At 64.3% G+C, this 17,694-nt stretch carries 14 protein-coding genes; 6 read left to right on the forward strand and 8 right to left on the reverse strand.

The genetic code is table 11. The features are described 5' to 3' along the window. Positions 1-73: 73 nt before the first annotated feature. Positions 74-1,744, reverse strand: a complete 1,671-nt coding sequence (locus tag NA11_RS33570) for an amidohydrolase (RefSeq protein ID WP_069166078.1) — start codon at positions 1,742-1,744, stop codon at positions 74-76. Positions 1,745-2,357: 613 nt separating this feature from the next. On the opposite strand from NA11_RS33570, the gene NA11_RS33575 reads away from it, so the two are divergent. Next, positions 2,358-3,083: an SDR family NAD(P)-dependent oxidoreductase gene (locus tag NA11_RS33575; protein ID WP_069166079.1), complete on the forward strand. Its 726-nt coding sequence runs from the start codon at positions 2,358-2,360 to the stop codon at positions 3,081-3,083. A gap of 157 nt (positions 3,084-3,240) precedes the next feature. On the opposite strand, the gene NA11_RS33580 is transcribed toward NA11_RS33575, so the two are convergent. Then, the gene (locus NA11_RS33580) at positions 3,241-3,846 is read right to left on the reverse strand and encodes a dihydrofolate reductase family protein (RefSeq protein WP_069166114.1); all 606 of its coding nucleotides are present in this window, start codon (positions 3,844-3,846) and stop codon (positions 3,241-3,243) included. Between the two features lie 313 nt (positions 3,847-4,159). Between NA11_RS33580 and NA11_RS33585 the strand changes: the two genes are divergently transcribed. Further along, positions 4,160-5,341 carry a WD40 repeat domain-containing protein gene (locus NA11_RS33585; protein ID WP_069166080.1) on the forward strand — a complete coding sequence of 394 codons (1,182 nt, stop codon included), beginning with the start codon at positions 4,160-4,162 and terminating at the stop codon, positions 5,339-5,341. Positions 5,342-5,917: 576 nt separating this feature from the next. On the opposite strand, the gene NA11_RS33590 is transcribed toward NA11_RS33585, so the two are convergent. Further along, positions 5,918-6,517, reverse strand: coding sequence for a TetR/AcrR family transcriptional regulator (locus NA11_RS33590; protein ID WP_069166081.1), 600 nt, complete (start codon positions 6,515-6,517; stop codon positions 5,918-5,920). Between the two features lie 138 nt (positions 6,518-6,655). Between NA11_RS33590 and NA11_RS33595 the strand changes: the two genes are divergently transcribed. Continuing rightward, positions 6,656-7,858, forward strand: a complete 1,203-nt coding sequence (locus NA11_RS33595) for an FAD-dependent oxidoreductase (RefSeq protein WP_069166082.1) — start codon at positions 6,656-6,658, stop codon at positions 7,856-7,858. Between the two features lie 296 nt (positions 7,859-8,154). On the opposite strand, the gene NA11_RS33600 is transcribed toward NA11_RS33595, so the two are convergent. Beyond that, a complete protein-coding gene (locus NA11_RS33600) occupies positions 8,155-9,132 on the reverse strand; it encodes a serine/threonine-protein kinase (RefSeq protein WP_069166083.1) in 978 nt (325 codons plus the stop codon). 309 nt (positions 9,133-9,441) lie between these two features. Here NA11_RS33600 and NA11_RS33605 point away from each other — a divergent pair, with 309 nt between their 5' ends. Continuing rightward, the gene (locus tag NA11_RS33605) at positions 9,442-10,947 is read left to right on the forward strand and encodes a GGDEF domain-containing protein (RefSeq protein WP_069166084.1); all 1,506 of its coding nucleotides are present in this window, start codon (positions 9,442-9,444) and stop codon (positions 10,945-10,947) included. Positions 10,948-11,146: 199 nt separating this feature from the next. On the opposite strand, the gene NA11_RS33610 is transcribed toward NA11_RS33605, so the two are convergent. After that, on the reverse strand, positions 11,147-11,707 hold the full coding sequence (locus tag NA11_RS33610) for a hypothetical protein (protein ID WP_069166085.1): 561 nt from the start codon (positions 11,705-11,707) through the stop codon (positions 11,147-11,149). A gap of 174 nt (positions 11,708-11,881) precedes the next feature. Between NA11_RS33610 and NA11_RS33615 the strand changes: the two genes are divergently transcribed. Beyond that, positions 11,882-12,103: a hypothetical protein gene (locus NA11_RS33615; protein ID WP_069166086.1), complete on the forward strand. Its 222-nt coding sequence runs from the start codon at positions 11,882-11,884 to the stop codon at positions 12,101-12,103. A gap of 45 nt (positions 12,104-12,148) precedes the next feature. Here NA11_RS33615 and NA11_RS33620 read toward each other — a convergent pair whose 3' ends face one another. From NA11_RS33620 to NA11_RS33630, 3 genes are all read right to left on the reverse strand, one after another. After that, the gene (locus NA11_RS33620) at positions 12,149-13,237 is read right to left on the reverse strand and encodes a DUF1152 domain-containing protein (protein ID WP_069166087.1); all 1,089 of its coding nucleotides are present in this window, start codon (positions 13,235-13,237) and stop codon (positions 12,149-12,151) included. Further along, positions 13,234-13,530, reverse strand: a complete 297-nt coding sequence (locus tag NA11_RS33625; RefSeq protein ID WP_069166088.1) for an MTH1187 family thiamine-binding protein — start codon at positions 13,528-13,530, stop codon at positions 13,234-13,236. Before NA11_RS33625 ends, NA11_RS33620 begins: the two co-directional genes overlap by 4 nt. Before the next feature lie 223 nt (positions 13,531-13,753). Continuing rightward, on the reverse strand, positions 13,754-14,902 hold the full coding sequence (locus NA11_RS33630; protein WP_069166089.1) for a hypothetical protein: 1,149 nt from the start codon (positions 14,900-14,902) through the stop codon (positions 13,754-13,756). Between the two features lie 930 nt (positions 14,903-15,832). On the opposite strand from NA11_RS33630, the gene NA11_RS33635 reads away from it, so the two are divergent. Next, positions 15,833-17,602: an acyl-CoA dehydrogenase family protein gene (locus NA11_RS33635; protein WP_141717987.1), complete on the forward strand. Its 1,770-nt coding sequence runs from the start codon at positions 15,833-15,835 to the stop codon at positions 17,600-17,602. Positions 17,603-17,694 lie beyond the last annotated feature (92 nt).

A 17,694-nucleotide genomic window follows, 5' to 3' on the forward strand; every position in this document is an offset into this window, starting at 1 on the left:
ACCCGAAACTCACAGAGCCGAAACCAAGTTCGGCTCTGCGAGTTCCCTCGTATCGTGTGATCCAACCGCCGGATCAGCTTGTCGACGGTCGGCGGTCGCTCCTTGAATAGACCTGGTTGCCGTTCATCCAGGTTTCCAGGACCGTGATGTCTTTGATCTGATCCGGCGGGACGGCGCGGGGGTCTTTGTCGAGGATGATGAAGTCGGCGTATTTGCCGACCTCGAGGCTGCCGACTTCATGTTCGGAGGAGAGCTGCCACGCCGCTTCGGATGTCACGGCGCGGATTGCTGATTCCACCGATATGCGCTCTTCGGGTGCCAGCACGTAGTCGGGTTCTTTCCAGGTACGCCGGGTGACGGCCATCTCGATCATGTGCAGTGGGTTGGGGTCGGTGACCATGAAGTCGGAGTGCAGCGTGAACCCGATTCCCGCTGTCTCCACGCTGCGGCACCGATCGAGCAGCGATGCCTTCTGTGCGCCGAAAACTGTGTCGCGCATCGCAATACCCCAGTAATGGACATGCCCGATCAGGAAGCTGGCGGACACGCCGAGGTCTTTCATGCGGGTGATCTGTTCGTCGTGCAGGATCGAGCAGTGCTCGATCCGCACCCGCACAGCGCCCGGCTCCACCCCGGCATCGCGGATCGCGTCGCAGGCATCCAGGATGTTGTCGATACCGGCGTCGCCATTGCCGTGGATCGCGAGCGACCAGCCCTTGCTCGCGCGGTCGACCACCTCCGCCGCGAGCACCTTAGGCTCCATGTAGGCGATTCCGTAGTTGTCGGTGTTGAGATACGGCTCGCGTTGCAGGCCGGTGAATCCCTGGTTGGAGCCGTCGGCGACGAGTTTGTAGCCCGCGATACGCACCAACGCATCGCCGTCGCCCGGCCGCACCCCCGCCGCGTCCCAGGTGTCGGCGCCGAGGGTGTAGAAGGGGTAGGCGCGGATACGGGTCTCGAGCTTGCCGGTGCCTGCCGCCTGCGTCAGGACGGTGAGGTCGTCGGGTGTGTGGCTCAAGGTGCCCAATCCCAGTTCACTCACCGTGGTCAACCCGACCTGCCGCCAACCTTCGAGTAGGTCGATCAGCGCATCGACCGGGTTCAATCCGGCAGCGGCATCGCATTTCCCAAGGACCTGGTTGTATGCGACACCGTTCTTCATTGTCCCGGTGAGCTTTCCGTCGGCATCGCGAACGAACTCCGCCCCTTCCGGATTCTCCACATCCTCCCCGATGCCTGCGGCGGCGAACGCCGCGGAATTCGCATAGGCAATGTGTCCGGAGGCGTTGAGGACGAACACCGGGTGCGTGGTCGAGACCGCGTCGAGTTCGGCGAACGTCAGCGCTGCCAGGTCGGGCTGCACGGCCGGATCGAAATTGCGGGCGAGGATCCATTTGCCTTCGGGCGCTCGGCTTGCCATGTCTGTCAGATGATCGAGTACCTCCCGCGCGGTGGCGAAGCGCGCCATGCCGACGTACTCCATCAGCGCCGCCACCATGCTGCCGGTCAATACGTGGGTGTGCGCATCGACGAAGCCCGGCAACATCGTTCGGCCCGCCAGATCGATCTCCGTGGCTCCCTCCCCCACGATGTCGCGCACCGTCGCCTCCGCGCCGACCGCGACGATCCGATTGCCCTGAACCGCGATTGCCTCGGCAATCGAGAAGGCCTGGTCAACGGTCAATATCGTTCCGCCCGTGAACAAGTACAGCTGTTCGCCCTCGGGAATCCCTGAAGTGTCCATCGATGTCCCCTGCTCTGGTATCTCGACGACACCATCACCACACGCACCGCGATCGACCTGCGATGCCGGGCAACAGCTCGCCGCTGTGATGAACGTCGGTCGCGGCGAACAACATTCGACGCAACCGGGGTCGCACGGTCATTGTCCGCGAACTGCTGCGTGGCCCGCAGGCGAACTCGAACTCTCGTGCCGCCGCCTTGGCTGATTCGAACCTGTTCTGTACCAACCAATTTCCGATGCTGACCGGTCCGTCAGACCTCCACGGGCATAAGACGACGCGCTGATCGCCGACTGCAAGCGGTGACTGCTCGCCGCCCCGACCGAGCTCTCCGCACCGCCACATGCGACTCGTACGCCATCACATGAAGAGTCGTGAGCCACCACGAGCCACTCCGGGCAGAACGCGCGCCCAACACCATTTCAGGACGTTCGTGAACAGGCGCGAAGCAGGCATCGTCGACGACGGTGGGCGAGGCTTAAGACCGCACGGAGGTGAGCTTCCTCGTCGACCACCACAACGACGGCGGTAAGTTCGCTAGTTTGGTACACAGGTGCCGAATTAGCGAACATTCGACCCTCCCGGTCATGAAGACCTGCATGAAGGGAGTCTGTGGTGACGCGCACTGTGTTGGTTACCGGTGGTGGTACCGGTATGGGTTACGCGATTGCCGCTCGTTTCGCGGCCGATGGCGACGAGGTCTACATCACCGGTCGCCGCGCGGAAGTTCTGCAGAAGGCCGCCGCTGCGCTGGGCGAACAGGTGCATGCGATGCCGTGCGATCACACCGATCCGGAGCGGATTCTGGCCGCGGTCGCCCAGCTGCCCGGCCGGCTGCACGTGCTGGTCAACAATCTCGGCGGCGCCGTCTCCATCGGTCTGCCCGAGCCTGACAGTCTGGCCGGTCTCGCCGAGCGCTGGCGGTCCGACCTGAACAAGAACCTCTTGGCCGCGGTGTTGACCACGTACGCGGTGGCCGAGCGGTTGGCTGACGGCGCTGCCGTGGTCCACATCGGATCCAGAGCGGCCGATCTCGGTGACGGTTCCTACGGCGCGGCCAAGGCGGGCCTGGCGTCGTGGAACATCGACATCGCCCGCACGCTCGGACCGCGCGGTGTCACCTCGAATGTGGTGTCCCCCAGCTTCACTGGCGGCACCGACTTGTTCGGTGACACCCTCACCGCCGAGCAAAGCGACCAGTGGATCGCCGAGACCTTCCTCGGTCGCGCCGGCACACCGACCGATATCGCCGAGACGGTGTACTTCCTGGCCTCGCCGGGAGCCCGGTACATCACCGGTCAGGTGATCAACGTCGACGGCGGCGCGCGCACCGTCCTATGAACATGTGAGGATGCCGGACCACCCGAACGCTGGAGAAGCCTCCTCCCGGCCCGACCCGGCTAGTAAGGAACTTTCTCTCTCATCGCAACCGTGATGCCCAGCGGGGATCTAAGACGGCAAGCCCCCGGCGGCGGTCCGGACTGGTGGACAGGCGACGTCAGGCAGGGGCGCCGAGCGGGGGGTGCTCGAGGACGCGGGGTTTGTACTCGACCAGTTGGATGCGGCCGTCGAAGGTGCGGTGCTCGATCATCTCGAGGGCAACGTCCGGATAGCCGTCGTAGATGCGTTCTGCGCCCGTGGCGCCGGTGATGACCGGGAACATCACGACTCGGAATCGGTCGACGAGTCCGGCTCGTAGCAGGGACCGGCACAGGCTCAGGCTGCCGATTGTGGTGAGGAGCCCCGAACCACTCGACTTCATGGCGCGGACCGCCTCGATGGCGTCGTCGCGGACGAGCGTGGAGTTGGCCCACGTCAGTGGCTCCTCGAGTGAGGAGGAGAACACCACCTTGGATGCTTTTGTGAGCCCGTCGACGGACGCCTCTTCTTCTGGCCTGAACTCGTCTTGGCCATCGGGGACCTCGCCGGCAGCGAAGCCCGACATCAGGCGGTAGGTGTTTGCTCCCATCAGGTGGGTGGCTTCGGGTTGCTCGCCGAGCCACGCGAGGTACTCCGGGCCCTCGAGGCCCCAGAACCCGGGCCATCCCTCGCCCGATGCGTAGCCGTCGAGGGAGGTGATGAAGTCGACGAGAAGCTCCGACATGGCGGTGTTCCTTTCGTAGGGTGTCATGAGCTTTGACCGGCCGGGAGCCACAAACTCATCGGCCGAGGTGTGGGGTAACGGGATCGACTGGACACTCGCGCCGGAATTCCTTTCCCTATCTGCGGGAATTGAGATCGATGACGGGCTGATGACGGCCTAATGACCCCCGAGCGGTCGAGTGCTGATTCGCTGGAGAGCGTGTTCCGCCATCAGGCAAGGTTGAGCCGTTGATGGTGGGTCGTTGCGTTAGGTTGCCCGCGGGGCCGTACCGCGGGAGTACAGCGGTGCGTTCGAGACAGGATCAGGAGTCGGTGTGCAGTTGCGGGTGGGAGCGGTTTTCGCGGGCTACACCATTGAACGGCTCCTCGGTGCGGGTGGTGTGGGGTATGACCGCAGCGACTCCGGCGACCCGGTGCCGATACCGGCGACCGCATCGCGTCGGGTCAGCCGCCGGCTGCTGATCGGTGCTGCTCTCGGGCTGCCGGTCGCCGCGGCCGGGGTTGCCGCCGGAATGGTCACACTCCGATCCGGATCGGAACCAGCCCCGAACTCGGACAACGGAATCGCCGCGCTCCGATCCGGATCGGAACCAGCCCCGAACCCGGACAACGGAATCGCCGTCCTCACCGGGCACACGAATCGCGTGAACTCGGTCGCGTTCAGCCCCGACGGGACCCTGCTGGCTTCGAGCAGTGCCGACATGTCGGTGCGACTATGGAATGTGCACAGTCGCCAACCCGACGGAGCACCACTCACCGGCCACACCAATTCCGTTGCCTCAGTAGCGTTCAGCGCCGATGGATCCTCGCTGGTCTCCGGTAGCTATGACACGGTGCGGTTCTGGAACGTGCGCAGTCGCCAACTCGACGGGCGACCCCTCCCCAACGACCTCTACACCGATGAGGTGGCGTTCAGCCCGGATGGCACCCTGATCGCCCTCAGCTGCCACTGCTATTGGGTGCAGGTATTGGATGCGCGAACCCGTGCACAGGTGCAACTCTTCCACAACACCACCAACATCAATATGGGCGCGATCGCGTTCAGCTCGGACAGCGCGCTGCTGGCCGTTTCCGGCGTCGGCGACGACGACATGGTGCAGTTGTGGAACGCCCGTACCGGCCAACCCGACGGACCGCCCCTCAACCAGCGCCGCGCTCGGTCGATGGCGTTCAGTCCGGACGGCACACGACTGGCGATCAGCGACGACAATGCGGTGCAGCTAGTGGATGCCCGCACCCGTCAACCTGTCGGACCACCATTGACCGGCCACACCGACTATGTGCAAACGGTCGCATTCAACCCGAAGGGGACGCTACTGGCCTCCAGCGGTGACGACAGAACCATCCGACTGTGGAACATGAACACCGGTCAACCTGTCGGCCAACCCCTCACTGGCCACACCGACACGATTTGCTCAGTGGCATTCAGCCCGGACGGCACGCTGCTGGCCACCGGCAGCGCCGACAGCACAGTGCGGTTGTGGGCGACTCCGTAGCCATCACATATTCGGCAATACCGTGCGTTCGGTCGATGTCGGAATGCCTTCGGCCGTTGATCGTCCGAGGCCCGCGCCGACCGGTTTGGCCCCGCACCATTACCGGATGTGCTGAACCGCAGCGCACCTCAGCCTGCTAGCCAAACGGCATCCAGCAACGCCGCGCGGCTGGTCGACATCGCGCGAGATACATTGCTGGACAGTCGATCAGGGGGCAATGAGGTAACTGTCCTCTCGGCCGATGCCGCCCACAGTGCCCCCTGATCACCTGACCAGCCGCGGTGGCCGCCCGCACATCGGCTGTTCCTGATGTTCTACCGACCCCAACGGTTCGAGATGATCTCGGCCCGTTGATCTTCCAGACGCCCACGCCGACGGTTTCGAACCGCGCAGGTCGCGGCATGAGCGGAAGGTACGGCATGCCGAAACGGCAGAAGCGCGTATCCGTCGGGGTGCGCGCTTCTCGGCTACCGCGCACTCCCGACGGACCGAGATGGTTTCGGCCCGTTGATCTTCCGCAGACCGCCGCTGGCCGGTCCGGGCCGCGCGATAGGCGGCATGTGCGGACGTTTGTGGTCAGGTGTCGCCGCGGGGGGCGGTGGTTGTGGCGGTCCATCCGGTGTCGAGGAGGGTGAAGATCCGGTCGAGTGCGGATTCGGCGTCGTCTCGTCCGTAGACGAGAGTGACGGCCTCGAGGGTGAAGTGGGCCAGTGCCTGGCAGGCGGGGTCGTTCTCCGGTAGTCCGATGTCGGTGGCGATCGCTGCGGCCAGGGCGTTCTCGTGGCGTAGCCACATGCGGCGGGCGTATTCGCGCAATGCGGGCGTGGTGTCGATCAGGCGGCGGAAGTCGGCGAAGCGCGGGTGTTCACGAACCTGGCGGGAGGGTTCGTCGCGCAGGAGCTCACGCAGTGCCTGGGGGATGGACTGGCCGGTGGGGCGTTCGCGGACGGCGGCGACCAGCGCTGCTTCGCGCCCGGCGTCCTGATCGAAGACCAGTGCTTCCTTGCCGCCGGGGAAGTGCTTGAACAACGTGGCCACCGAGACGTCGGCGGCCTCGGCGATCTCCCGGACACCGACCGCGTCGAAGCCACGCTCCAGGAACAGCCGCAGCGCCGCGTCAGCCAGGGCTTGGCGGTTGGCCGCTTTCTTGCGCTCACGACGCCCGATCTCGGTCACGCCCCGAACCTAACATAATGGTAGAGCGGATTCAAAGATGGAACTGATTTACTTTTTGAAACGTTTCACCTAACGTAGGCGGTGGTGAGCACTCTCGCCGATCCACATCGCCACAGCACGCGTAAAGGGATTCACCTCATGGACACACCTCGTATCGCCATCGTCGGCGGCGGTCCCGCCGGCTTGATCTGCGCTCGTATCCTGCAGGGGCACGGCATCGAACCGGTCGTGTACGACGCGGACGCCGCCGTGGACTCTCGTGACCCGGGAGGGACGCTCGACCTGCACGCCGACGCCGGCCAGATCGCGTTGGAGGACGCCGGGCTGATGGAGGCGTTCCGGGCGTTGGCCCGGGTCGAGGGTCAGGCCAAAAGCCGCCGAGACCAGCACGGCACCGTCCTGGCCGAGTTCATCCCCGCCGAGGGTGACGAGGCGGCTCCCGAGATCGACCGCGGCCAACTGCGGGCCATGCTCTACGAGCACCTGCGGCCCGGCACGGTCCGCTGGGGGCACAAACTCGTCCACACCAACCCGCGCGGCGGCGGGGTGCACCGGCTGGAGTTCGCCAACGACGTCAGCGTGGACGTCGACCTCGTCATCGGCGCCGACGGCGCGTGGTCGCGGGTCCGGCAACTGCTCACCGACGCCACACCGCAGTACCTGGGCGTCTGTTTTCTCGATGCCCGCTTCGACGACGTTGACACCCGCCATCCCGAGATCGCCGCGATCGTCGGTGACGGCCACATGTTCTCCGCCGACGGCGACGGCCGCGCGGTGATCGTTCAGCGCAACAGCAACGGCGTGGTCCGCGGCTACGTGGCCTTCCGCGCCCCGCTCGACTGGGATGTCACAGCCGGGGTCGACCTCACCGACCGCGAAGCCGTCCGCGCCTACCTGCTGCGGGAGTTCAGCGGATGGTCCGCGCTCATGCGCCCGTTGATCACCGACAACGACAGCGACTACATACCGCGCAGCTTCTGGGCCCTGCCCGCGCCACTGACCTGGGACCACGTCCCCGGCGTCACCCTGATCGGCGATGCCGCCCACCTGATGGCACCCTTCGGCGGCCACGGCACAAACCTCGCGCTACTCGACGGCGCGGAACTCGCGCACGCCATCCTCAAAGAGAACAGTCTCGACGAGGCGGTCGCCCGCTACGAAGCAACGATGTTCCCGCGATCCGGCGAACTCGCCGTGAGCTCGAACACCGCCCTCACACGGTTTTTCGCCACAATATCCCCGGACGCACCGCACCTTCCCCCCGACCACGCACAGGAACACAAGAACTACCAGACCAGGGCGGCGGAATATCGACGCAGGCAAGCCCGAGACGATCACTAGAACAACGACCGCAAGCCACTACCAAGAGTTCTCCCTTACGGCGAGATTCTCCATCTGATCGAGCCGGGAAGATCGCGAAGAGGCAACTGCGGCCGAGGGAGGTGTTGCCGCAAGCTCGAGTCAGAGGGCGGGCCGTCGATGTCTAGGAGCAGAAGCGGCCGCACGATCTCTATCGTGCCAGACAGGCCATGAGGCAGAGCGAATCCGGCTGTCAGCCATTGAAGTTGGCGTTCGTCAGTCGGGCGGTTTCACTGGCCGTCGAGGGCGGTGACAGGGCTCGGCCGCTTTCCGTGTCGTCACGGTTGACGACTGGGCTGGTCAGGGTGTTCGCCGGGGCGCGGGACTGCTATCCGAGGCGTCGCTGCATGCCGTCGACGCAGCAGCGGCAAGCGCGACAGCGTCGTCCGCAGCTGGAACAATGCCGAATCGGGAAAAGGTTCGTGGCCGTCGAGCGCCTCGCTGAGCAGGCGGATCGGCTCGGCGCACGAGGAATAGCGAGCACCGGGATCCTTTGCGAGGGATCGGTGCAGGATCGTGTCGACCTCCGGTGGCATCCACCGATGTTGTTCGGCGATCCGTGGGGGCGGATCATGCAAGTGGGCCTGCGCGATTGCCATGAGATTGGCACGTCGGAACGGCGGACGGCCGGTCAGCAGTTCGACGGCCGTGCACGCCAGTGAATACTGGTCCGTCGCAGGCGACACCGTGCCAGCACGCAACAGTTCGGGAGCGGCGTACGAGAGCGAGACGGCGACGAAACCGTCAGTGGCCAAAGGTGGTTCGGGCCGGTCGAGCCAGCGAGCCTGATCGAAATCCGAGACCTTCACGGTGGCGGGCTCGCCGGTGCCGACCAAGACATTGCCGGGCTTGACGTCGAGATGGACGACGTTGTTGGCGTGCGCGTAATCCAGCCCTGCCGCGGTGTGCGCGAGCATCCGCAGCGCCCGGCGGAGATCGGGCAATTTCTGCGGTACCAGTGCCGTCCCGCTGGTGCCCGCCACATACTCGTGCGCCGACCACAGCAGGCCGCCGGACTCGCCGTGGGCGTACATGCGCACGATATCCGGATGGCGCAACGTGTCGAGCACGTCGAATTCGTGCACGAAGCGAGCGCGCACCGCAGGCGACCGACTCTCCTCCTCGCACAAGATCTTCAGCGCGACGTCTCGCCCGGCTTCAGGATCCTCGGCCAGATACACCACGCTGCTACCGCCATCGCCCAGCCGCGCCTGCACGATGAAACCGGCGAACCGCTGGCCGGGCAGAAACTCCACCAGCCCACCGTATGAGCAGCCAGATCCAGGCCGATCATCGCTACCACCGTTGGTGGGAAGGTGTCCGGACGTGTCAGAGGTTGACGAGGGCACGCGTGCCGCGCTGCACAGTGCCGGACCGAGCAGCTGGCAGTGCCGACGATCCCCGCGGAGTAGATCGTGCGTGTGCCGCGGCGCACAGTGCACGCGGGTTACCCTTCCGGGTGAGCAGGTGGTAGACCCTCTGTATCCAGTTGTAGCTGTGAGTTCGCTTTTCTCATGCCACCCGAGCTGAGGTACATGCCGAAATTATGGTGTCTGGTTGCCGCCGTGCTGTTGCCGGCGGTTGCGGTGCTGTGCGTGCTCGGCTTCACCGGTGTCCTCGACAGCAGGACCACATTGGTGATCGGTGATGGGCTGGCGCTGTCCGGCGCCACTGCGGCGACGGTCGGTTTCGCCCGCTATGGCCGCCGAGAGTCCGTGCCCGCACTGCGTTGGCGGCGCTGGGCGGCCATCGCGATGGCTGTTCTGACGCTCGCGCTGGCGAGCTGGAGCTGGAATCAGCTGTTCGCCGGCATACCGATCCCCGTGTCGGCGGCAGGCGGCGCGGGCTTCTACGCCGTGCCGATAGTGGTTTTCATGGCGGTCTTGGCGATGGACGACGACACCTCGCTCATCCGGCACTGTCGATCCGTCTCGACGAGTGGCCGATGGGCTCGGTGGTTCGATGCGGCAACGGTGGTGGTGGCCATGTCACTCATCGTGTGGGTCGCTGTCCAGCAGAGCGACACCGTCGACGGAATGAACACCGTCACGCCGGTACTCATCGCCACCGTGCTGTTGGCCCTGATGTACGCCTCGATCCCCGCCCTGATCCTCATGGTCTACGGTCCGCGGCAACTGCTCGAACATCGGGCGCTGCTGCTCATCGCGTGCGCCTGCGTGACAGAGGTCGTCGAGAATTTGGTGGTCGTCTGCTACCTCACCCAGTCGGCGCGGATGTACCCGGCGGCGCTTTCGCTCGTTTACGCGACATCGCCGCTGCTGTTCGCCCTCGCGGCGTTCATCCCCGATCGCGGTCAACGGCCGCGCAGTCGCACTGCCTATTCGACCGCCGATCTGGTGTGGCTGATCGTGCCGCACATACCGGTGGTACTGGCTGGAGTGGTGGTGGCGATTCAGATTCCGGCACGGATTGCGTTCACCCCCATAGAGATCGGGCTGATGCTGGCGCTGGTGATCCTGTTGATCATGCGGCAATCGGTGACACTTGCCTATAACCACCGTCTACTGCACGAACTTTCGCACCACAGAGAACTGCTCGAGTATCAAGCTCTGCATGATCCGCTGACCGGCTTGGCCAACCGGACGCTCTTCCTGGATCGCCTGAACCGAGCGCTGGAAACCTCGACAGTGGAGCCGGTGACGGTGTTGTTCATCGATATCGATGACTTCAAGAGCGTCAACGATTCCCACGGCCATGTGGTCGGCGATGAGGTGCTGCACACGATCGCGCAGCGGCTGCAGTCATGCGCCCGCGATATCGACACGGTGGCCCGCATGGGCGGAGACGAGTACGCGATGCTGCTCCGACACGGCGATGTCCATCTAGAGGAACTGCGCCGACAGGTGCAGCGCGCCTGCCACGCCCGGTGCCGCGTCCGCGGCATCGACGTGGCGATCACGATCAGCGTCGGAGCCGCGCATCTGAGCGGCCGCGACCGGGTCAGTGCGGACGAGTTGATGCACCGGGCCGACGCCGATATGTACGCGGCGAAACGCCGCGGACTGAGCGGTCGGCGCACCCGCCAGGTACGGGCTCATCCGTCGCCGTAGTGCGCCGCGAATCCCCTTCGACAGCTGGTCAAACTCGCGTTCTGGTCGTTGAAATGCCTACGCCCCTGAGGGTTCCAGATCCATCTTCCCGCTGTGCCTCCTCCCGGGCGTCATCGGCCACTGACCAGTGATCAACCCGCTGCTCCGAGTGTGGATGGACACCGCGGCCGAGCCCGCGAAGCTACAGGTGGCCGAGGGGCTAGAGCGGCACGCTCAGGCAGGCGACCCTGGCGCCGGCCATGCCGGCGCTGCCGTCCGTGGTGTCGGTCTTCTTCTCATGCACGACGATCGAACCGGCTTTGCCCTTGCGGAAGGACCACTCGACGGTGGCGGCCTGTGTGGCGTTGCCACGGTTGTCGGTGGTGAAGTCTAGCCAGAGCTCGTTTTGCGGGTTGGCGTATTTCGCGTCCATCGACATTTTGTCTTTGGCGTTCGGGTCTTCCACGTTCTGGTAGTGGAAGCCGGAGTCAGCTGGTTTCGCGCCACAAGATTTCACGTGCGCGTGTGAGCCGTAGGTGCGGTTTGGAAGGAGACCAGTGACGGTCAGGATGGCCACCGTCTTGTCGCCGTAACCGCCGATGAAAACCCTGGCATGGCTCCCAGCGGGGGCGAGCTTCTCATCGTGTGTGACGGCGACGGCGCCGTCATGCCAGGGCTTGAAGGTCCCTTCGGCGATGATGGGTCCGTAGGCATTCGCGGGTACCGCGGGAGTCAGGAAGGCGGCAGCAACAGCGCCGAGGAGGAATAGTTTGTAATTCATGTGTTCAGGCTCCGCCGAGGTAACGAACCACGTCAAACGTGTTCATGTGGGGAATTCTGCGCCGGTAAATTGAACGCCCCTGCTCCTCTGCCGATGGCGCTGCAAGCGTTGAGGCAGAACGTAATTCCCGATCCGGCACTTTTTTGCACTGAACCGCACGCTTAGTCTCGAGGGATGGCAGACACCTCCGGTACGCGCATGACAGGCGCCGACATCAGGCAGTTCTTCGAGCTGCTTCAGCGATGGTGCGATACCGAACTCGACCAGTTCGCCAACTTGATAATTCCTACCCAATGGGGTGAAGTGTACGCCAATTTCGGTCGCGAGCTCCCAGCGGAACATCAGGTGGGTCTGTACGAGCGCCTGCCCACAGACTGGTCGGGCGAAACCGGATAGAAGCGCCCGCGTCGGCGGCATGTCAGTTCGCTCTGAATTCAGTTGTCATACCAGATACAAGGGCGGGCACATGCAGTCCTGTCGCTCGCGTAGAAGCATGTCCCGCAACGCGTTTCCTGCGTCGGCGCCTCTCGCGCCAGCGAGTTCGATGACTCGGCGGAGCGTCAATGCATTGACGCCGCGGAGTGACGCAGCCTTCGCATAGCGATCGATTTCGCCAACGGTATCGATGGTCGGTTTCCGTGGTTCTCGTTGTGCAGCAAGGCGATTGCGTTCGGTGTCGATGTCGCTGTGACCCCGATGGACTCGGATGCGTTGCTCGCATTGCTCTAGCGAAAGGGTGTCGATCAGGTGGGCGGCCAGGGAGTGCGCTGCTACTTCGGCGGCGTCGACTTCGTGCACAAGTGTGGCGTCGTCGGTGATGTCGATGAGCGCGTCACGTTGGGTCTCGACTTTCCCGCGCCACCCCTGCGTGGCGACGTACAGGAGTCCGTTGGCCTCGGACGGATGCCAGTTCCACACCTCGGCGACCGTCGCGATGTCGGCTGAGTCGAGTTCGGCGACCACCGTCGAACTGTGACGGCGCAGCAGCGTGCGCAGCTCATGCGGCGCCAACTCGCCGTCGAGCCCGACTCCGGCGACGAGAAGGTGCACCGGCAGTCCGGTCTGCGCAGCGGCGGCGAGCGTCAGCGAGTCTGCCAACGGGCTGCGTAACCCGGACTCGTGCCCTTCGGCGAGGATGTCTCCGCCGACGTCAATGACGACAAGCGCATCCGCATCGAAGACCTGAGCGGCGGCGTGGAACTGAGCGGCCAGGTTGATCGTGCCGCCGGCCGCGTCCATCAGGAGTAGCGGGTGGGTCAGGTAGGGCACCAGCGACGGCAGTGTCGACCAGCCAGGGCCGCGGAGCCGCGCCGATGCGGTCACCTCGGCGACCAGTTCGTGGTGGAGGGTCAGGCCGTCGAAATCGCGGTAGCCACGTGGCCCTGGAGTCGGGTCGACGATGAAGCGATCCCAGGAGTAGCTGGCGAGGGCTGCGACGTCGAAGCGGTGCCGAAGTTTCGTCGCGAGTATCGACGCGGTGACGACATCACCACCCCCTCCGGCGGCGATCGCAATAGCTCTACTGGTCATTGCTGAGCGAGATGGCGCTCGACGGATTCGAGTTTGGTGGTCAATGTGTTGTGGTGGCCAGGGCGGACGTCGGCCTTGATGATGATGCTGCACCTGGTGGAGACACCCATGACAGCATCGGTCGCCGCCTTGATGATCGCCATCACCTCGTCCCACTCGCCTTCGATCTCGGTGAAACTGGCTGCGGTCCGGTTGGGGAGCCCGCTGTCGCGGATAACACGGACTGCTGCGGCCACCTGCTCGCCCACATCTTCGCCAACTCCGATCGGGGTGATCGAGAACGCTGCGAGCATGACTTGGTTCCTCCTCATTCGGCACGAAAGCTGTTCCAGGACTACAGAGTACGCAGCCCTACCTCGGTGAACATCTGGCACGCTGCTCGCCTGTGACGACCGCGCGCTCTGAGAGGAGAACTTCCGGTGTTCTCCGTCGCAGGTCACTCGGTCTCGGCGGGCTAGTCGTAGTTGAACGGTTGAATGACGAAACCGATTGTGGCGCACGACCGTCGAGGCCCCCCTACCCAGCGCTGTCCTCCAGCGCGCCCCGACTCGAGTGTCGTTCAGGGCGCAGGGTTGCCGCTGTGGCGATGGTGGTTGCGGCGGCGCGCTCGGCGTCTTCGACCGTCGATCGGCCGAGTCCACATGCGGTGGCTACGCCGGATGCAGTCCGGCCGAGGGCTTGCTCGAACAGATTCAGGCTCCTGATGCTGTCTTCGGGGTCGGTGGCGGCAGCGACACCGGCGATGACCTGCCACTCGGAGTCGAGTCGCCGAAGGGGTTGGTAGAAGCGAGGATTCAGCGGGGCCGGGTGAGCGCCGTACGCGCACGGAATATGGGCGGGCGGCAGCGGAACGTTGCGTTTGCGGAGGATCCGGGCCAGCGCGTTCAGCAATGCCACCGACGGTGCTAGTGACCGTGGCGCGAGCAATTCTCGATGCCGGTGGTCGCCGTAGCACAGGTGCAGGATTGTGCGGGCGCCGATTTCGTGGGCGTCGGCGAGGAATCCGGCCAACTGCCGGGCAACCATGCGCGCGACGGGTGCCTGGGTACCGAGACGGGCGGCTTTCACGACGGCGAGTTGTGCGATCGGCGACTCCACTTGAAAGACGAGAGTGTCACCGTGGGATCCGACGAGTTGGGACATTTCGTCGAGTACCGCCGCGGTGAACACTGGCAGGGCGCGTATTGCCGGGAGTATGGAGCCGAAGTGTCGTAGTGCCCGCCCGAGTGGGAGGCCGTCGGTGACGGCCGCTCCGCCGAAAACGAACGCGGCCAGGTCCAGTGGGTTCGGTTGACTGATCTGAAGTCTGGTGTTCGCTATCTCAGGGCATTGCTGCCGGAGTTCGTGGAAGGCAGCGGCGATCTCGTCGATGCGCTGTAGCCGGTGCATCGAGACGTGACAGGGTTGCAGCGTCCGTCCGGGCCGGATGCGATAGGACCGCATGTCGGAGTAGTCGGCGTACTGGCCGGGGCGGGCGATGGTGAGTACATCGTCGAACTCGGTCCGATCCTGTAGGTATTCGACCACCCAGTTCGGGTCGAGATCACATGGTATGGAACGCAATTCGAGACCGCGGCTGCGCTGGGCGAACCACTGCATCGTCTCGGTGTCGGAGGTGATCACGGCGGACGGCAGACTACCGACGAAATGGGCGTACCTATTCATCGCCGTCTCGCCGTTGATCAGCGAACCTGGCCGTTAGGGCAGGTTCGCGCCTGTGCCGGGACTGCGAAGTACTCACGTGGCGACTCCAAACTGTTCGGTCGCTTCGTGGTCTACCATGCATTCCGGTCCGGCCGTGTCCCGCCGTTTTCCACCCTCGAGAAGAGTGGCCGATCAGACCCGGCGCACCGAGCGAATGAATGGGTTCTCGGCAAGGGCGCACTCGACGCAGGTATCGATCCGGCCGAAGTTCGTCTCTGCTCGGGTCTCTGGCCCCGACGGTAGGCAGCTCCGGCTGAACACACCACGTCCCGGGCGGGGCGTCCGTACTCTGGATCTGTTGGGAGAGGTTGGTGATGCTAGACGACACCGACCATTTCTGCCCGCGATCGGCGGGCAACCCCTCGAAGCCGAGGCGAGCATGCCCGGTCGAATACCTTCCTCCACACCGAGTTCTGCGCCGACGATGATCACATCCCCTGGCGTCCAACGTTTTCAGGTTGTGACCATCCGGTTCGACCGAGTGGGGTATTTCGGCGACCCCACGTACGCATCACTCAATGGAAACGCCGAAATGCGTTCTCCCTATTGATAACTCACGAGTCAGCGCTTTACACTTATAGCCGGATATGAATCCGGCCCTGCCGCGACCATTTACCGAGTACGTGACCCGCTGGTGGAGCCGGATCGGAAAGTCGAGTTCGCAGTGCTACAAGCGAATTCGATGATCAGGTGAACGAAACCTTACGAGAAGGTATGTGGCTCAGTGAACTTTGACAGGTGATCGTTTCCGGCTTCCCTGTCCCGGTCCCGACCGCGTCGCGTAGCTATGCGATAACGGCGGTACTGGAGCGTCGTAGCTCGGCAGCGATGGCCCAGTATGCCCGACGGTGGACGAGCGACCGCTGGGATCGGATGAAGTAGGAGGCGGTAGTGGTCACGCAAATGCTCCGGGAGAATACATCGCTAGCTGGGCTTCTTCGGCACGGCGACCGAGAGTTCCACCAACACCTGCAGCGGGTTTTAGGCAACCCGGACTTCGCCGTCACGGATAGGCAGAGCCAGGAACAGCGGCGCCAGAACGCATATGAACAACTCCGGGACCTGGTCAAGCGGATCGGCAGCACCCGTGCTGTCGCAACCGACCTCCCTGAGCTGTTCGCGGTGTTCGATTGGTCCGCAGTGCTGGCGACGGACCTGATCCCACTGATCTCCGGCCACTACAACCTGGCCTCCGGCAGCCTGGCCACCTTGACCGATTCCGATTCTGCCGCACCGTATCTCCAGGACTTGGATGACGCGTCCAGCATCGGCGTGATGCTGCTGACCGAGTACGGGTGCGGCTCCAACATCGGCTTCATGCAGACCATCGCGACGTGGGACGGCGACGGGTTCGTGCTCGACACCCCGAACCCGCGGGCGCGGAAGTTCATGCCGAGCGTCGGCATCCCGGTCGCTCGGGTCTGTGTCATCGGTGCACGGTTCATCGACGCGGCCGGTGTCGATCAGGGTGTACATCTGTTCACTGCGCGGTTACGCGACGCTAACGGCGAGCCGTGCGCGGGCGTGCGGATCACCCAGCTCGACCATCAGCCGTTGGTCATCATGGACAACTCGGTCATCAGCTTTGAAGGTTTGCGGGTCGAGCGCAGTGCCTGGTTGAGCAATGACCTGGCTACGATCGACGAGCGAGGCGTGCTGACGTGGCGCGATGAGACCAGCCGGCGTCGGGCGTTCTCTTCGGCGATAAGCCAACTGACTGTCGGGCGTTTGGCGCTCTCGTCCTGCTTGAACGCCACGGCACGCGCGGCGCTCTACATCGCGCTCCGTTACGCCGCCAAGCGGGTAGTGCCGTTGACTCCGGTCGACAGCCCGTTGATGGTCGATATTCCGCACGTACGTGACACCTTGCTCATCGATTTGGCCGGTACCGTTGCCCGGACCGTCTACGGCAACGCGATCAAAACCTCCCTCGCCGGTAGCGATCTCACTGATCGCGACACGGTGGTGTCGGTCATGTTGGCCAAGCACTTCATCCAACTCCACGCGCTGGAAACGGTCACGCACTGCCGTATCAAGATGGGCGCGCAGGGCATGTTCAGCGCCAACCGCGTCGCCGATTACCTCGGCGTCTGTCACGCCGCCATCACCGGCGAAGGCGACTGTCACGTACTGGGTTCCGTCGCCGGTCGGGTATTAGCCAAGCAACTAGCCGGTACGTTGCCCCACGAAGTTCGATTGCACGACCCCTACGACCCTGACGACCGCGCGCGGTTGCTCAGCGCGCGTACCCTGACGATCGTGCACGAAGCCCAGCGACATTTGGCGGCACCGGCGCTCGCGGACCGTCTGGCAGTCATTCCCGATGCACTCGCCCTCGCTGAGGCGTACTGCACCGAAGCAGCGTTGCGGTTGCTCAACGAACACGCCGATCATGCTGAAATAGCTGCCGTACGTAGCATTTTCGCGTTGCACTACATACTCGAGCATGCCACGTGGTATCTCGTTCACGGCCTGCTCGACATCGCCGCGATCGAAGCTACGAAACAACAACTCCGACTCGCGATCGATGATCTGGCCGACAAGCTACCCGCGGTGTTGGACGCGTTCGAGCTCGACGACGAGATTCTCGGTGCGCCAGTGTTGTCCGAGGATCTGCCTGCCGCGTGGGACTCACGCTGCGAAAGCTCCCAACGGCACTGATCCAGCGGTCACCAGATGCGGCTGCGGCGCCCGGGACGGGCCCGCAGCCGGATCCACCTGGTGAGGCATGCGAATTTGTTCTGGTGTCGGAA

The organism is Nocardia altamirensis NBRC 108246, assembly GCF_001612685.1.
GTDB lineage: Bacteria > Actinomycetota > Actinomycetes > Mycobacteriales > Mycobacteriaceae > Nocardia > Nocardia altamirensis.